The 14,065-nt window shown below is 48.4% G+C and carries 13 protein-coding genes; 6 read left to right on the top strand and 7 right to left on the bottom strand.

What is annotated here, in order from left to right:
- Positions 1–20 precede the first annotated feature (20 nt).
- The gene (locus SFSGTM_RS16320) at positions 21–596 is read left to right on the top strand and encodes a recombinase family protein (RefSeq protein WP_162086084.1); all 576 of its coding nucleotides are present in this window, start codon (positions 21–23) and stop codon (positions 594–596) included.
- A 221-nt stretch (positions 597–817) separates the two neighbouring features.
- Here the strand turns inward: SFSGTM_RS16320 and SFSGTM_RS16315 are convergent, their stop codons facing one another.
- Positions 818–2,119 (bottom strand): polyadenylate binding domain-containing protein, encoded by a 1,302-nt coding sequence (locus tag SFSGTM_RS16315; RefSeq protein WP_162086083.1) that lies wholly within the window; start codon positions 2,117–2,119, stop codon positions 818–820.
- Positions 2,120–2,311: 192 nt separating this feature from the next.
- Complete coding sequence (locus SFSGTM_RS16310; protein ID WP_162086082.1) at positions 2,312–2,650, bottom strand: hypothetical protein; 339 nt, start codon at positions 2,648–2,650, stop codon at positions 2,312–2,314.
- A gap of 240 nt (positions 2,651–2,890) precedes the next feature.
- Between SFSGTM_RS16310 and SFSGTM_RS16305 the strand changes: the two genes are divergently transcribed.
- Both SFSGTM_RS16305 and SFSGTM_RS16300 read left to right on the top strand, forming a co-directional pair.
- Positions 2,891–3,112, top strand: a complete 222-nt coding sequence (locus tag SFSGTM_RS16305) for a nicotinamide mononucleotide transporter (protein WP_162086081.1) — start codon at positions 2,891–2,893, stop codon at positions 3,110–3,112.
- Between the two features lie 146 nt (positions 3,113–3,258).
- Positions 3,259–6,795 carry a DUF748 domain-containing protein gene (locus SFSGTM_RS16300; protein WP_162086080.1) on the top strand — a complete coding sequence of 1,179 codons (3,537 nt, stop codon included), beginning with the start codon at positions 3,259–3,261 and terminating at the stop codon, positions 6,793–6,795.
- Here the strand turns inward: SFSGTM_RS16300 and SFSGTM_RS16295 are convergent.
- Positions 6,781–7,320 (bottom strand): DUF1415 domain-containing protein, encoded by a 540-nt coding sequence (locus tag SFSGTM_RS16295; RefSeq protein WP_198420674.1) that lies wholly within the window; start codon positions 7,318–7,320, stop codon positions 6,781–6,783. The genes SFSGTM_RS16300 and SFSGTM_RS16295 overlap by 15 nt on opposite strands.
- Before the next feature lie 115 nt (positions 7,321–7,435).
- On the opposite strand from SFSGTM_RS16295, the gene SFSGTM_RS16290 reads away from it, so the two are divergent.
- Entirely contained in the window at positions 7,436–7,777 is a 342-nt protein-coding gene (locus tag SFSGTM_RS16290; RefSeq protein WP_162086078.1) for a PsiF family protein, read from the top strand.
- Between the two features lie 35 nt (positions 7,778–7,812).
- Here SFSGTM_RS16290 and SFSGTM_RS16285 read toward each other — a convergent pair whose 3' ends face one another.
- The 3 genes from SFSGTM_RS16285 to mutY are packed head-to-tail and all read right to left on the bottom strand — an operon-like array spanning position 7,813 to position 10,118.
- Entirely contained in the window at positions 7,813–8,280 is a 468-nt protein-coding gene (locus tag SFSGTM_RS16285; protein ID WP_162086077.1) for a methyltransferase family protein, read from the bottom strand.
- Positions 8,277–9,044, bottom strand: coding sequence for a TatD family hydrolase (locus SFSGTM_RS16280; protein ID WP_162086076.1), 768 nt, complete (start codon positions 9,042–9,044; stop codon positions 8,277–8,279). The genes SFSGTM_RS16285 and SFSGTM_RS16280 overlap by 4 nt, the downstream gene beginning before the upstream one ends.
- A 27-nt stretch (positions 9,045–9,071) precedes the next feature.
- On the bottom strand, positions 9,072–10,118 hold the full coding sequence (mutY, locus tag SFSGTM_RS16275; RefSeq protein WP_162086075.1) for an A/G-specific adenine glycosylase: 1,047 nt from the start codon (positions 10,116–10,118) through the stop codon (positions 9,072–9,074).
- A 57-nt stretch (positions 10,119–10,175) separates the two neighbouring features.
- On the opposite strand from mutY, the gene ydiK reads away from it, so the two are divergent.
- Positions 10,176–11,222, top strand: a complete 1,047-nt coding sequence (gene ydiK, locus SFSGTM_RS16270) for an AI-2E family transporter YdiK (protein WP_162086074.1) — start codon at positions 10,176–10,178, stop codon at positions 11,220–11,222.
- 43 nt (positions 11,223–11,265) lie between these two features.
- Here the strand turns inward: ydiK and SFSGTM_RS16265 are convergent, their stop codons facing one another.
- Positions 11,266–13,443, bottom strand: a complete 2,178-nt coding sequence (locus tag SFSGTM_RS16265; RefSeq protein WP_162086073.1) for a TonB-dependent receptor — start codon at positions 13,441–13,443, stop codon at positions 11,266–11,268.
- A gap of 141 nt (positions 13,444–13,584) precedes the next feature.
- Between SFSGTM_RS16265 and SFSGTM_RS16260 the strand changes: the two genes are divergently transcribed.
- Entirely contained in the window at positions 13,585–13,974 is a 390-nt protein-coding gene (locus SFSGTM_RS16260) for a rhodanese-like domain-containing protein (RefSeq protein WP_162086072.1), read from the top strand.
- Positions 13,975–14,065 lie beyond the last annotated feature (91 nt).

Below are 14,065 nucleotides of genomic sequence, written 5' to 3'. Positions count from 1 at the left end.
TACAATATGGGTTTTGCGACATGCTTATCGGCTACATGCGGGTTTCTTCAGAGTCAGATCGACAATCCACAGACTTGCAGCGTGATGCGTTACTTTGCGCTGGCGTTGATCATCGACATTTATTTGAAGACCATGCGTCGGGTGCAAAGGAAGATCGTCCTGGTTTAGCACGTGCGCTGGAATTTGTTAAAACAGGTGACGTGCTTATTGTTTGGAAGCTGGATCGTTTAGGCCGGTCTTTGCCGCACTTACTCTCGATTGTGAATTCACTGAAAAGCAAACAGGTCGCTTTTCGTTCTCTCACCGAAGGAATGGACACCACCACGGCATCCGGTGAAATGCTGTTCCAGATATTTGGTGCGCTTGCCCAATATGAGCGGGCCATGACACAAGAACGGGTGGTGGCAGGTTTGGCAGCAGCCAAACGACGTGGACGTGTCGGTGGACGTCCTGTCGCTATTGATACAGAAAAACTGGCTGCCATCATGGCTGCATTACGCGGTGGGATGTCCAAAGCGGCTGCCTGCAGAAATTTTAATGTCAAACGCACCACCCTGATCGATACGCTCGCTCGCACGGCTTTGATAGAGAATTAAAGTGGACGTGTGTCAAACAGCGTCCTAATTTTTTCAGCTTCCTTGTTTTAAACATCAGTGATACAGATTAAAAAGCCAAGCCAAATATGGGTTTACTAAAAAACTGATGGCAGGTTTACGTGCTGATTGATGGCAAATATTGGATGCGATTTAACAGCCGTCTTCCTTTAAGTCCGACAGGCTGCTAGAAACGACATTTCAACGTACCCAGCTGTCGTTTTTTAATCTGAGATTTGCCTCTGGTTATGATCTTCGCGGATTTCAGATGATCTTCTGTGCTCATCAAGCTTTTCCCCGTCACCTTTCTCCTGCAAAACTTTCTCAGGTTTTTGTTGTTTAGGTGTGCCGGCTTTCAATGGTTGCTTTGTCTCATCATGTCTCGTCCCATTCACTTCCGCTTGATTCTGATTAACCTGATGCTGAGCTACTACTGGCCGTCGATCTGGTTGCATAATAGGCTTTTGCACTACATGAGGCTCTGTATTCGTTTGTATTTCAGGCTGAGTCATGCCTGATTTTGCCTGATTCTGGTTAGTCTGATATCGATCTACGGGCATCTCATGAACGGGTTGCATAGTTGGTGGGCGCGATTGGTTTTCTGGATGCATCAAAGCTGGTTGTGCCTCGGTATGCACCACTTGAGCTGGCGGCAAGTTGGCTAGCGGTCGCTCTGGCGTATAAGCGGGCACAGGTTTTGCTGATGCTGGCGCTGGCGCCACGGCTTTAATCACTGAGGGCATTGCAGCGGCTAAATGCGCTTGTGCAGGAACCGACGCGTTGACTGCCTGTCCATTGGCCGTCGCACCTGCAGGTGCGATGATCGTCACGTTGGTGATGTTTGTTACATTGGTCACGTTGTGTATGTTAGTCACGTTATTATTGACGTTAATATGCATACCTCCCCTGATTACTGGTGGGGCACTCGTCACCACGGAGGGAGACGTACCAATCGGTGCTGGCACAATCAAGCCGAAGCGCGACCCTGGTGGTGGAGGCACAAACACGCCTTCAGGACCCATTGGACGGGGGCCGGCGGTAACGCCGACTGCGACCTCGCCCATGGCAATATTGATACCTAAAGGAGGTGCGACAAATGGAACGCCAGGCGCTGCCCAGAATCCATTGATAAATACGACCGCCCCGCCACGATTTTCGTAGTAAGGATTCACCCAGCCATAGCCAGGGCGTGGTGGTGAACTCCATCGACCATGCGCCCAAACCCAGTTGCCTTCCCATACCCAATAGCCACCCGTCCAAACCGCACCATAATAAGGCATAGGGGGTGGTGCATCAACCAGCATTGGTGGTGGAGCCCAGGCCACTCTGATCGGTGGAGGCTGGTAAAGTGGCGGTTCGACATAAATACTCACAACGGGCTGAGGTGCTGGGGGTTGATAAATTCGCATAGGCTGGGCTTGCATGTATCCATATGGCGCTGGTTGCACATATACCACTCTGGGTGGCGCTTCGCCGACGCAACCACCCAACAAAGTGGCGGCAGTAACAATAACTATCTTCTTCAAAAAAATCCTCCTGACAGGATGCCGTATAAGCCAAATGAAAAACGCACAAATGAAGCCCATCTTCTTTGCCAAGGCAAACTTGCTTAAGCAAGAAAGGAAGGCGCTTTTACCTAAAACCAACAACAGCAGGCCGCTGGCTTGCTCGATGCTACCCCCACTTTGAAAAAAGTAGGGGTAGCTGATGTCGAATAGTTACTGACCTATTTGTTTACTGACGCCATTTTCCTGTTGATTTAGCGTTTTTTGCTCTTGCTTGGTGATGTGACCGCCGCCCTGGTGTGCCATATCACGCTCTTCTTGACGAATCTGGTGATCATCTTTATGTAGCTTGTTAGCTTCACGTTTGCTCATGTCACCTTCTTTGACTTCCTTGTTAATGCGCTTATCCTGATTGTGTACACGATCATTGACTTGATCACGTCGTGGGTGCGTTTTTTCGAACTTCGATTCAGCCATTGCGCTAGTTGCTGTTGCAGCAATAAATCCAGTAAGTACAGTAATCAGAACGGCTTTGCTTGTGCGGTTTAGCATGACAATCTCCATATCGGTTTTTGGTTAAGTAGTTACGTGCTACATTGCAAATAACGATAGGGGCTAATAGCCGTTGACCATGGTCTGGTTACAATAGGTTTCAGATATGTATCAAATTGACCGTGGCATTTTATATGGCCATAATCCATTGTGAGCTTGGTCTTTGCTAAAATGTTGCTAAACATGACAAGCCACTATTGGGTGATGATCTGACTTTTGTTCAGCAGAAAACGAGGCTTCATGAAAACAATAGAATGGATAGGCTCTATCTTCGGGCTACTGGGTGCGTTTTTGCTTGCGACAAACACGCGTGTATCGGCTTATGGTTGGTTTGCTTTCCTGATCGCCAATTTTGCGATGATCGCATTTGCGGCACGATCAAAGCATTACGGGTTATTGACGCAACAATTAGGCTTCATGGCGACCAGTGCGCTAGGGATTTATCGGTCTGGGCTGTTTTGAAGCCATAGGTGAAACGACATTATATTTCTGCATGGTTTAGTGACAGCCAGTCATTGAGCGTCATCCCAATACCTGGCCATGCAACCTTTATTCACCTCAGTCAAACAATACGACAAATTAGCCGCAGTCATTATGGAGCGTGACCTATGAACCTACCTGCATTCATCACCTCACCGAGCTCCATCAAATGGTCACGCCGTTTAGTCATTGCCACCCTGATATTCTGGGCGACAGGTTTTTTCATCATGCCCTATGCGGCCAAGCCGCTGCTGGAAAAACTGATCACGGATAAATACCACCGCCCAGTCAGCATAGACAGCATCAGCATTAACCCTATCGTCCTTTCCGCCCGCATTAAACAATTCAACATGCTGGATCGGGACGGCAAATCGCCTTTACTCAAATTCAAAGAGCTTTACGTCAATGTACAGGCTCGCTCCATTTTCGCTGGTGCACCAGTCGTTGAAGCACTGCAACTGACTCAACCCGAGTTACACATTACCCGCCTAACTGCGAATACTTACAATATTACCGACATCATCGACGACATACTCAAGCCATCAGACAGTAAAACTTTATTTTCGCTTAACAACATACAGGTCACTCAGGGTCTCATAAACTTTGATGATCAGCCTGTACATACTCAACAAGTAGTCAGCGACCTGAACCTGAACATCCCCTTTATTTCCAATTTACCGTATCAGTCGGAAAGTTATGTTACGCCATTGCTTATGGCCAAAATTAATGGCGCCGCGATTAAGCTCACCGGACGCAGCCAGCCATTTGCAACATCACATCAAAGCATGATTGACCTCAAGCTAACTGATGTAGACATTGCCAAATACATGGGATACGTACCAGCAAAACTTAATTTCAGCGTATCCAGCGCACACCTGGACACCAACCTCGTCATTAATTTTGCTGAAAATACCCAGCATCAGCCCACCCTGAATTTAAGTGGCACGGCCAGCCTGAGCCAAATACAGATGGCGCAGGCAAACAACAGTCTGCTGGCAATCAAGCAACTCAGTGTAAAGCTGGATAATGCCGATCTGTTTGGCATGCACTTTAAACTCAGCCAACTCAACATCGACTCACCCGACATCAATCTCACTCGCAACACACATGGGCAACTCAATTTCAGCCAACTGCTGCCATCCAGCCCCGCTGAAAAATCTGCGCCAGCTGCCAAATCAAATCCAGTACTATTGGAAATAGCTGATGTTAACTTGACCCATGGCAGCGTCAATTTCAATGACGAAGTTCCCAGCCCCGTATTTCACACCCGCCTGAATGACATCGACATCCACCTGAAGCAGTTTTCGACTGCAGCGAATCACCCGATGAACATCCTTGCCAGCCTGACCACTGACTATCATGCGACCCTTAGCAACACCACCAAGCTCACACTCAATCCACTGGCAGCTGAAGGTGATTTACAGCTCACCGACATAGCGCTGGAACACTACGCGCCGTACTACAACAAACTGATTTTGTTTAACCCAGCCGGCACGGCAAATCTCGCCAGCCACTATCAGTTCAGCCTGACCGACAACACGCCACAATTGCGTCTGAGTCAGCTCAATGGTGATATTAGCCAACTGCAATTTCAGCAACACAGCAACAACCTGCTCAAAATCGCACATTTAGCTGTTAAGCAAGGCGAGCTGGATCTGGCAAAGCACAGTGTCACCTTGGGCGAAATCAGCACCGAAGATGGCTTGATTGAGGTCAAACGCAACCGCGGCGGCGTCATCAATTTTACCCAGCTCACGCCTGACCATCCAACTCATGCCCACGCATCAACAACGTCACCCGACTGGACTGTTGCAGTTAGTCAATTCGCCCTGAGTAATTATGCAGTTAATTTTACCGATGCAAGCGCTGCCAGCCCCGTTACCGTTAAAACCAGCAACATCAAACTGAGTGCCAGTGACTTCAGCACGGTGGCGAACAACAAAACCAAACTTGATTTACAACTCAATATTAATCGTACGGGTAAGCTGGTAGTCAACGGCTTAATCACCCCGACGCCATTCAGCGGCACGCTCAACCTCACCGCTCGCGGCATTGACATCGTACCGATACAGCCCTACTTTGCCGATCAGCTCAACGTTACCGTCACCGATGGCGATGTATCTGCAAAAGGCAAATTGCAACTTGCCACCCATGACAAACAACCCACCACCATCAATTACACAGGCAATGCCAACATCACCAGCTTTGCCAGCGTTGATAATCAGGATTCTGCCGATTTTCTCAAATGGGATAACCTGGCATTGCAACATATCAATTTCGCCAGTCAGCCCCAGCGCTTAAGCATTAATACCATTAGCCTGGCAGGCTTGTATTCTCGTCTTATTATCAATCCAGATGGTAAGTTAAACGTACAGAATATCGTCAAAACCAGCGCCACACCGACAACAACTTCGGTTGCACCGGCAGCAGCCGTGCCAGCGCCACAACCTGCAAAGCAGCCAGCTGTGGTCAGCATTAACAAAATCGCGTTAAACAAAGGGCATGTCAACTTTACCGATCACTATATCAAACCTAATTACTCCGCCAACCTCACCGATCTGAATGGTGGCGTAACTGGACTTTCATCGCTAGCCAGCAGCAAGGCCGACATACTCATTAACGGCAAAGTGGATAATCAAGGGCAATTGGACATCAGCGGTCAGGTGAATCCGCTGTCAGGTAACTTATATCTGAACTTGCTCGCCAAACTCAGCGATTTTGAGTTGTCGCCACTCACGCCTTACTCAGCGAAATATGCAGGTTATGGTATACAAAAAGGCAAGCTGGGGTTTGAAGTCAAATACCAGATTAATGATAGAAAACTGTCTGCAGAGAATCACCTCTATCTCAATCAACTGACACTGGGCGACAAGATAGACAGCCCCACTGCGACCAAGCTACCTGTCACCCTCGCTTTAGCGCTACTCAAGGACAGAAATGGCAACATCGACATTAACCTGCCTATCTCTGGCTCGCTAGATGACCCGCAGTTCAGCATAGGCGGCCTCATCATTAAAGTCATCGTTAATCTGCTGGTCAAAGCGGTCACCTCACCTTTTGCATTAATTGGTGGCTTGTTAGGTGGCGATAGTGCGCAACTCAGTTTTCTGGACTTCCCTGCTGGCAGTGCAATTATCAATGAAGCGGGCATAACCAAGCTCGACCACCTCAGTAAAGCACTAGCGGATCGTCCTAGCCTGAAACTCGATATCGCGGGCAGAGTGGATACTGAAACAGATAGCAATGGGCTGCGCCAACTGGCATTTGAACGCTTACTGAAAGTACAAAAACTCAAACAACTGGTCAAAGATGGCGTATCCATCACCTCAGCAGACGATATCAAGATAGCCAGCAATGAGTATACAACTTATCTGAAAGCCGCCTACAAAGCCGACAAGATACCTGACAAACCCAAAATCATGGGTCTGATAGACAAGGATATTCCACCTGCACAAATGGAAAAACTGATGCTCGCCAACATTAAAATCAGCGCAGATGATTTACGTGACCTCACCATCAAACGTGCGCAAGCGGCAAAAGAATATCTGCTGAAATCAGGCGCCATCGATGCCACCCGTATTTTCATTACCACAGCCAAAACAGAATCTGAAGAACAAAAGAAACTGCCTGATAATCGAGTGGATTTTATCTTAGGTAGCCATTAACTTTTTCCATCCGGCAAGCCCTAATTCACGCAGGGTTTGCATATTTTTCTCATAGATAGCATCAGCCTCAGGGAATGCCGCGACTGCACGATCTATACTGTCTTCGCGTAACAGATGCAGCATGGGATAAGGCGAACGGTTGGTAAAATTGGCAATGTCATCAAGCTCTGTATCGGCAAATTGATATTGCGGATGAAAGCTTGCGATTTGCAGGGCATCGTTAAATTCAGGCTCTGCCGCCGCCCCATCAGCCACATCGAGAAAATCATTGTAATCCAGAAAATCTGTGAGCACCCACGGATGAATAAGCAGGGTGGTATCCACCACCTCAGGATCCGCCGCCATCAGAAAATCCAGCTCTTGCAGCAAATCATCCAGCAATGCCGCTTCAGTTTTCGCCGTACTGACCACATAGCGAATCTGCTGTTTAACATGTACTGCCTTGGCAAACGGGCAGAGATTTAAACCGATGACTGCTTTTTCCAGCCAGTCTTGTGTATCTTTAATGATTTGTGTATTTTCCAATTCCATACTCGTTCCTTTCTGTAGCGGCTAAACCTGGTCAACAAAACCCGATTTCTATCCGTTATACTGACCATGCTGACAAGCTCAGCATGTTAATTAATCCACTGGAGGTTTTATGAATAAAGTTCTCGCTGCATTAATCATGTCCGCTGTATTATCCGCCACTTCTTTCGGTGCGATGGCTAAAACTGCACAACAAGAAAAAATGGGTACTTGCAATAAAGATGCTGCTGCCAAAAGCCTGAAGGGCGATGAGCGCAAAGCCTTTATGAAATCATGCCTGTCTAACAAACCTGAAGCAGCTGCACCTGCCGCAGCACCTGAAGCTGCAGCGGCTGGCACACCCCAAAACGCCATGACCACCTGCAACAAAGCAGCAACTGGGAAAAAAGGCGACGAACGTAAAAAATTCATGAGTGCATGCCTGAAAGCCAAAGGCCCTGAAAACATGAAGTAATGTAACACCAGGGTGGCATCGCGCCACCCTGATTTCTATATCCAGCGCCGTACGCGCTGACAATATTCCGTATAAACATCACCAAACTTAGCTGTCAAATGCGCCTCTTCATGCGCAATCACCGCATAACGCATCACTACCCACACCAGTGGTGCAAAAAACAACGGCCATATCGTTCCCATCAGTACCATCACCGCAAGATACGCAATCACATCCGCCAGATAAATCGGGTTACGGGAAAACGAAAAAGGTCCACTAGTCACTAAACTCGACACGCCCTTATATGGATTCACCGTGGTGTGATGCCGCCAGATGGTCAATGCCGCCCACAACATCAGCGCAAAACTAATCGCCAGCGCTACCCAGCCGCCTTGCAACAGCAATCCACTTGGTGTAAATCCCAACGGCACTACACGCTCCAGCCACCAACTCATACCTAATCCGGCAGCATAAACCAGTGGCGGCGGCGCCAGCGTACGTGGGCGTTCGGCTAAATCTGTCATACATTTTCCTCTTTTAAAACAGCATGTGCATTGTTCGTGGTTGTCGTTAATATCGTCGCCAATGAAACACCCCGCAAATCCGCCAGCACTTGTGCAATTTGCGGAAGATATTCAGGGCTATTGCGCTGCCCATGCGCCCAGGCTGGCGACATATCAGGTGCATCGGTCTCCAGCACGATACTTTCCAATGGCAATTCCGCTGCCAATTTGCGCAGATTAGTCGCTCGAGTATAAGTCATCGCGCCGCCAAATCCGAGTTTGAAACCCTGTTTAATAAATACCTCGGCTTGTTGCACACTGCCATTAAACGCATGAGCGATACCGCGACGAATATTAAATCGGCGTAACTGTTTCATGATTTCATCATTGGCATGGCGAGTATGCAGCAACACGGGCAAGTCAAACTCACTGGCAATTTTTAACTGTTCAGTAAAATAATAAATCTGCTGCGTCATGTCGACGTCATGCACAAACAAATCCAGCCCGATCTCACCTATCGCCACTGGACGTTCTGCTGCTACGGCCAAGCGCAAAACGTTCAATTCTTCGGGCTGATGCTGCATGGCGAAAATCGGATGCAGACCCAGCGCAGGCTGACATTGCGGATAGGTGACACAGGTTGCCTGCACTAGAGCGAAATTACGCGCACTCACCGCCGGCACAATAATCTGCTCCACTCCCAATGCCAACGCCCGCGCCACAACCTCTGCACGGTCGGCATCGAACTCAGTCGCATCAAGATGGCAGTGCGTATCTATCATCATTTTCACACGGGATGGAATGGTTATAGTTTACGCGTTTAACTGATCAATTTGCGTTAATACACTACGTACAGGCGCAGGAATTGCTGCCCGCATTGCATCTGCAACACTCAACCAGCGCCCGGTATTTTCCTGTATTGTCAGCGGCAGACTTACCACATCGACCCAGTGCGGCGTGATCATAAGACTAAAATGGGTGAATACATGCTTAAAAGCAGGCAACTCATGCACTGCTGTGGTTTGCAATTGCCATTCATCGCGGCATGTAGTCAGCACGTCAGCCGCCATATCCAGTTCCGGGAAGCTCCACAGCCCACCCCAGATACCCGTCGGCGGGCGTTGCTGTAGCCATATTCGCCCGGCATGATGCAGAATAATGAAGCGCGTAGTTTTGTGGGGGATGGCCTTTTTCGGTTTCGGCGTAGGTAATGTCGCAACTTGTTGCGTAGCCAGCGCAACACAACTGTTCGCCACAGGGCACGCCTCGCAACGGGGGCGGCCACGCGTACAGAGCGTCGCGCCCATATCCATGAGAGACTGAGTGTAATGATCAACGTTGCCACTCGGCAATAATGACTCGGCTAACGTCCATAAACGCATCTCTACCGCTTTTTCGCCCGGATAACCGACGATACCAAATTGCCGTGTCAGCACACGTTTGACGTTACCATCGAGTATCGCCGCACGTGCGCCGAAGCAAAACGCCGCAATCGCAGCTGCGGTTGAACGACCTATCCCTGGCAGACTGACAATATCATCGATATTTTTTGGAAATTCACCGCCAAAGTCAGCCACTACTTTCTGCGCCGCCGCATGCAAATTGCGAGCACGTGAGTAATAGCCCAGACCGCTCCAGTGTGCTAACACCTCATCCTGCGTGGCCGCTGCCAGACTCGCCAAATCGGGAAATCGCGCAACAAAACGTAAGTAATAGGGAATGACCGTCGCAACCTGCGTCTGCTGCAACATGATTTCGGACAGCCACACCCGATAAGGCTCGCGACTGCTCTGCCAGGGCAAATCATGCCGTCCGTGCAGGCGCTGCCAGCCGATTAATTTGCCGGCAAAATCAGACATACCCAAAACACCTTAAATCATATACATTAAGCATCATTTTCCTAATTTGATATTCCAATGCAGAACTCCGACCTCACTCGCTCCATCTTCGCCATCGCGTTTATCGTCGGCCTCATTGCTGCGAGTTTATGGATATTACGCCCATTCCTGCCTGCGACCTTATGGGCAACGATGATAGTGATTGCTACCTGGCCACTCATGCTCAAAGTTCAGGCGCGTCTGAATAATAAACGCGGTCTTGCTGTGCTGGTAATGACGAGTTTGGTTGTGATGATATTTGTCATACCGCTAATCTTAGCGATTACGACTATTATGCAAAATACTGACCTGATTACCAATGCTGCCAAGTCTTTGTCCAACATGTCGACCACGCCTCCTGACTGGTTGGCACAACTCCCGTACATAGGCACGCAAGCCGCGCAAACCTGGCAGGACATTGCTGCCACGGGCACGCAGGAGTTTACCAGCAAAGCAACGCCTTATGCGGGAGCCGTGGCAAAATGGCTGGTGACTGAAGCGGGTAGTCTGGGGCTGTTATTTACCCATTTCTTGTTGATGACTGCATTGGCCGCCGTCATGTTTGCATATGGTGAAGCCGCTGCTGCTGGTATTAAACAATTTGCCCGCAAATTGGCAGGTGATCGCGGCACCGAGGTTATTAATATTGCCAGTCAGGCCATACGCGCTGTTGCCTTGGGTGTAGGCGTGACCGCCATAGTGCAGGCGCTGCTCGGTGGTATCGGGCTTGCCATTACCAGCGTGCCATTCGCCGCAGTCCTCACTGCACTGATGTTCATGCTATGCATCGCACAGATTGGTGTCATCCCAGTTTTGTTGCCCGCCAGTATCTGGCTATATTGGCATGGCGATACATCATGGGCAATTTTCTTACTGGTGTGGATGATTATCGTCGCCAGTCTGGACAATTTCCTGCGCCCCTATCTGATCAAACAAGGAGCTGATTTGCCTATGCTGCTGATATTGGCGGGGGTTATTGGCGGGTTACTGAGTTTTGGTCTGGTAGGGATTTTTGTTGGCCCTGCTGTACTGGCTGTGAGTTACACGCTATTGCAGACTTGGGTGGCTGAAACGAAAGTACCTTAATAAAAACGCTGCGATAACGCAGCGTTTTTATCGTCCTATTAGCTCAGAACTTGAAATTCAACCCAGTATATATCGATCGTCCCATCCCAGGCATCGCAATACCCCAAGGTATGCCATTGATAGACATGGTCTGGCCTTGACCAACATAAGCACCACCCGTCGGCAAGGCATAAGATTTATCAAACAGATTGTCTATCCCCACATCCAATCTGACCTTTTTCCATTCATAGCTGCTACGCAAGTTAACCAGGCTATAACCCCCAGTTTTCACTTCATTTCTAACCTGAGAAATATCAGTTTTTGCAGCTACGAATTGAGTTTCAATTGTATTACGCCATTTGCCCATGGTTTGTGTCAAAGCCAGTTTCAGATTCAACGGCATGATGTTGTACAAATTATCACCCGTAGTCAGATTCTCACCCCGCGTGTAATTCAACAAGCCAGTCAGGTTGAAATCACCATACGCATGCGATTTTGCAATCAGGACATGACCCGATATGTCCATACCGAATAACTGCGCAGTTTGGTTAACATATTGCAAGTTAACAAATACGTTATTTGCTGTGGAACTGGTGGCGGTACGTTGCGCGTCGATATAGTCTTCCACATAAGTATAGTATGGCGTCATTTGCAGACCCCATTGCACCTTGTTTGCATCATGCAAACGCATAGTAGTGCTGATTGTATGCGCAACTTCGGGCTTAAGATAAGGGTTGCCCACATAACCATTGCCGTCACCTGCAAAGTTATTCATGATCATGGCCATGGAGTTATAAGACCACGTGTAACGTTCATACAGATTAGGTGAACGTGTTTTCTGTGCATAGCCTAATTCAAACGACACCATTTGATCTGGCGTGTAACGTGTTAGTGCTGTTAAATCAAAATTGTGATCTACATGGCTACGATCACTAGCATTGAAATTAGCTGCATCAGTGGCGTACATGGCGCTATACCCCTGCACCGCATCTGCATTCATAAACACACTGTCACTACGAATACCGAACTGGCTTAACCACTTAGGAGTCCAGCGTTTTTCCCACTCGCCAAATAGGCTGAATTTATCACGTTGACCGTTATTGATATTTTCAAAGGTATTAGGTGACATCATCATCCCCGTACCTGATGGCGGCCACCAGTCATTGAGTCGGTATTGCTGGTATTCACTACCTATTTTGAGGGTATCTTTTGACGTCAGCGCCATATCCGCCTTGATCGCAACACCCGTATTCTTACCCTCGGTATTCATCGGCATGCCTGGTGCAGTGCCATACTGGTACTGTTTATCATCACCGAAATTCATTTCATGCTGAGTTGCCTCGTGATATACCCGAGCATCCAGCGCCCCCCATTGGTACAATTCTTTGTAATGTAAGTTGATTTGTGTGCTGTCATTCCCTGTCATGTCCATACGCTGATTGGCGTATCCTTCATATGGAATATGCTGAAACCCCAGCTTCAATTCGAGTAACTTATTTTCACCGCGCAACGCCAGATTTAATGACTGGTTTTCTGATTTATAGGCGGTAGAGCCAACTGTACTGCCATCCAGATATTCCTTACCTGTTGCAGCCAGTCCAGCCTTCTTAAAATCGCCACCCGCAGTATAGTTATCAGATGTTGCAACTGAACCATTATAGGCAATGCTTGCGCTAGCACTTGCCATGGTGGCCGACAGATTAGCCCCCTGCGCATTACCATTGCTACGATAGTAAGTACCCACCTGCCCGGTAACCAGTTTATCGGCACCTGTCGCAAATTGCGGATCTATTGAAGCGACCTGTATGCTTCCGCCTATACTGTCACCACCCACGCTGACTGGCGTCACCCCCGTATAAACCTTAACAGCGCCGACATTGGTTGGGTCTATGTAAGAAAGTGGTGAATTCATATGATTCGGGCAAGCCGCGATCAAATCCATACCATCAACTTGCACCCGTAACCTGTCATCCGCCATGCCATGAATAGCAGGCAAGCTGGAAACACCACCACCCATATTCAAACTCACCCCAGCCATGTCCCGCAACAGGCTTGCTGTATCGCTAGTGCTTGGCTTCAACGCAGCCAGATCATTTATACTCAATTCAGATGCAGCCAATGTAGTATTGGCACTTGGTGCCGTAACCGTAACTTCAGGCATTTGATAAACATCATCTGCTATAGCCAGCGCGGGAAATGCCAGACTGACTGCAGCCCATACTGTGTGATGCTTGAACACCATACATACTCCTTAACGACAAATCCGTGCATGATAAGGAGTGCGTGGCAAAGATGGAATGTGACAAATTGCCGCAGAGACATTTCACTTGACTATTCGCTATACTTAAATGAATATAACGATTTGCATAGAATCAGCAAAACCATGAATGACACCATAGAAATATCAGCCTCCAGCGCGATTGAATTAGTCAAACTTGATCTCGCCTGCTTAATCGATATACGCCAGCCATTTGAACTGGAAGCAGAGGGCACAATTGCCAACGCAATCTCGCTTCCCCTATTCCAGCTAAAAAAATCCCTAGGCCACGCGCTCAATGAAGAAGAACAAGAATTACTGGATGCAGACCTGCCTGACCCGCACGACGTGCAACACTTCCTGCAGCTCATCAATGGCCTGCATTACACTAAAGAGCGCATACTGATCTGCGTGTGTAACAGCGGACGACGCAGCCTGCCAGCAACCCAGCTGTTTCGTGAACTTGGCTATCAACGTGTGTTCTCGTTACGTGGTGGCTATCGCGCGCTCACATAAGCGCCCCAAGTAGGATAAACACCACATATTCGCGGAATGCACGTAAAAATGCTAAAATGCATTACGTTAAATTTTGCGTGAGTGTTCGCTG

It is taken from the genome of Sulfuriferula nivalis, assembly GCF_009937995.1.
Lineage (GTDB): Bacteria > Pseudomonadota > Gammaproteobacteria > Burkholderiales > Sulfuriferulaceae > Sulfuriferula > Sulfuriferula nivalis.
This window is presented reverse-complemented; position numbering and strand designations above follow the sequence as displayed.

What these genes read in the sequence shown, in the direction of transcription:
- SFSGTM_RS16265 (WP_162086073.1), bottom strand. Translation starts at nt 13,443, where the DNA reads ATGGTGTTCAAGCATCACACAGTATGGGCTGCAGTCAGTCTGGCATTT.
- SFSGTM_RS16305 (WP_162086081.1), top strand. Translation starts at nt 2,891, where the DNA reads ATGAAAACAATAGAATGGATAGGCTCTATCTTCGGGCTACTGGGTGCG.
- mutY (WP_162086075.1), bottom strand. Translation starts at nt 10,118, where the DNA reads ATGTCTGATTTTGCCGGCAAATTAATCGGCTGGCAGCGCCTGCACGGA.
- ydiK (WP_162086074.1), top strand. Translation starts at nt 10,176, where the DNA reads ATGCAGAACTCCGACCTCACTCGCTCCATCTTCGCCATCGCGTTTATC.
- SFSGTM_RS16290 (WP_162086078.1), top strand. Translation starts at nt 7,436, where the DNA reads ATGAATAAAGTTCTCGCTGCATTAATCATGTCCGCTGTATTATCCGCC.
- SFSGTM_RS16285 (WP_162086077.1), bottom strand. Translation starts at nt 8,280, where the DNA reads ATGACAGATTTAGCCGAACGCCCACGTACGCTGGCGCCGCCGCCACTG.
- SFSGTM_RS16280 (WP_162086076.1), bottom strand. Translation starts at nt 9,044, where the DNA reads ATGATGATAGATACGCACTGCCATCTTGATGCGACTGAGTTCGATGCC.
- SFSGTM_RS16310 (WP_162086082.1), bottom strand. Translation starts at nt 2,650, where the DNA reads ATGCTAAACCGCACAAGCAAAGCCGTTCTGATTACTGTACTTACTGGA.
- SFSGTM_RS16300 (WP_162086080.1), top strand. Translation starts at nt 3,259, where the DNA reads ATGAACCTACCTGCATTCATCACCTCACCGAGCTCCATCAAATGGTCA.
- SFSGTM_RS16320 (WP_162086084.1), top strand. Translation starts at nt 21, where the DNA reads ATGCTTATCGGCTACATGCGGGTTTCTTCAGAGTCAGATCGACAATCC.
- SFSGTM_RS16260 (WP_162086072.1), top strand. Translation starts at nt 13,585, where the DNA reads ATGAATGACACCATAGAAATATCAGCCTCCAGCGCGATTGAATTAGTC.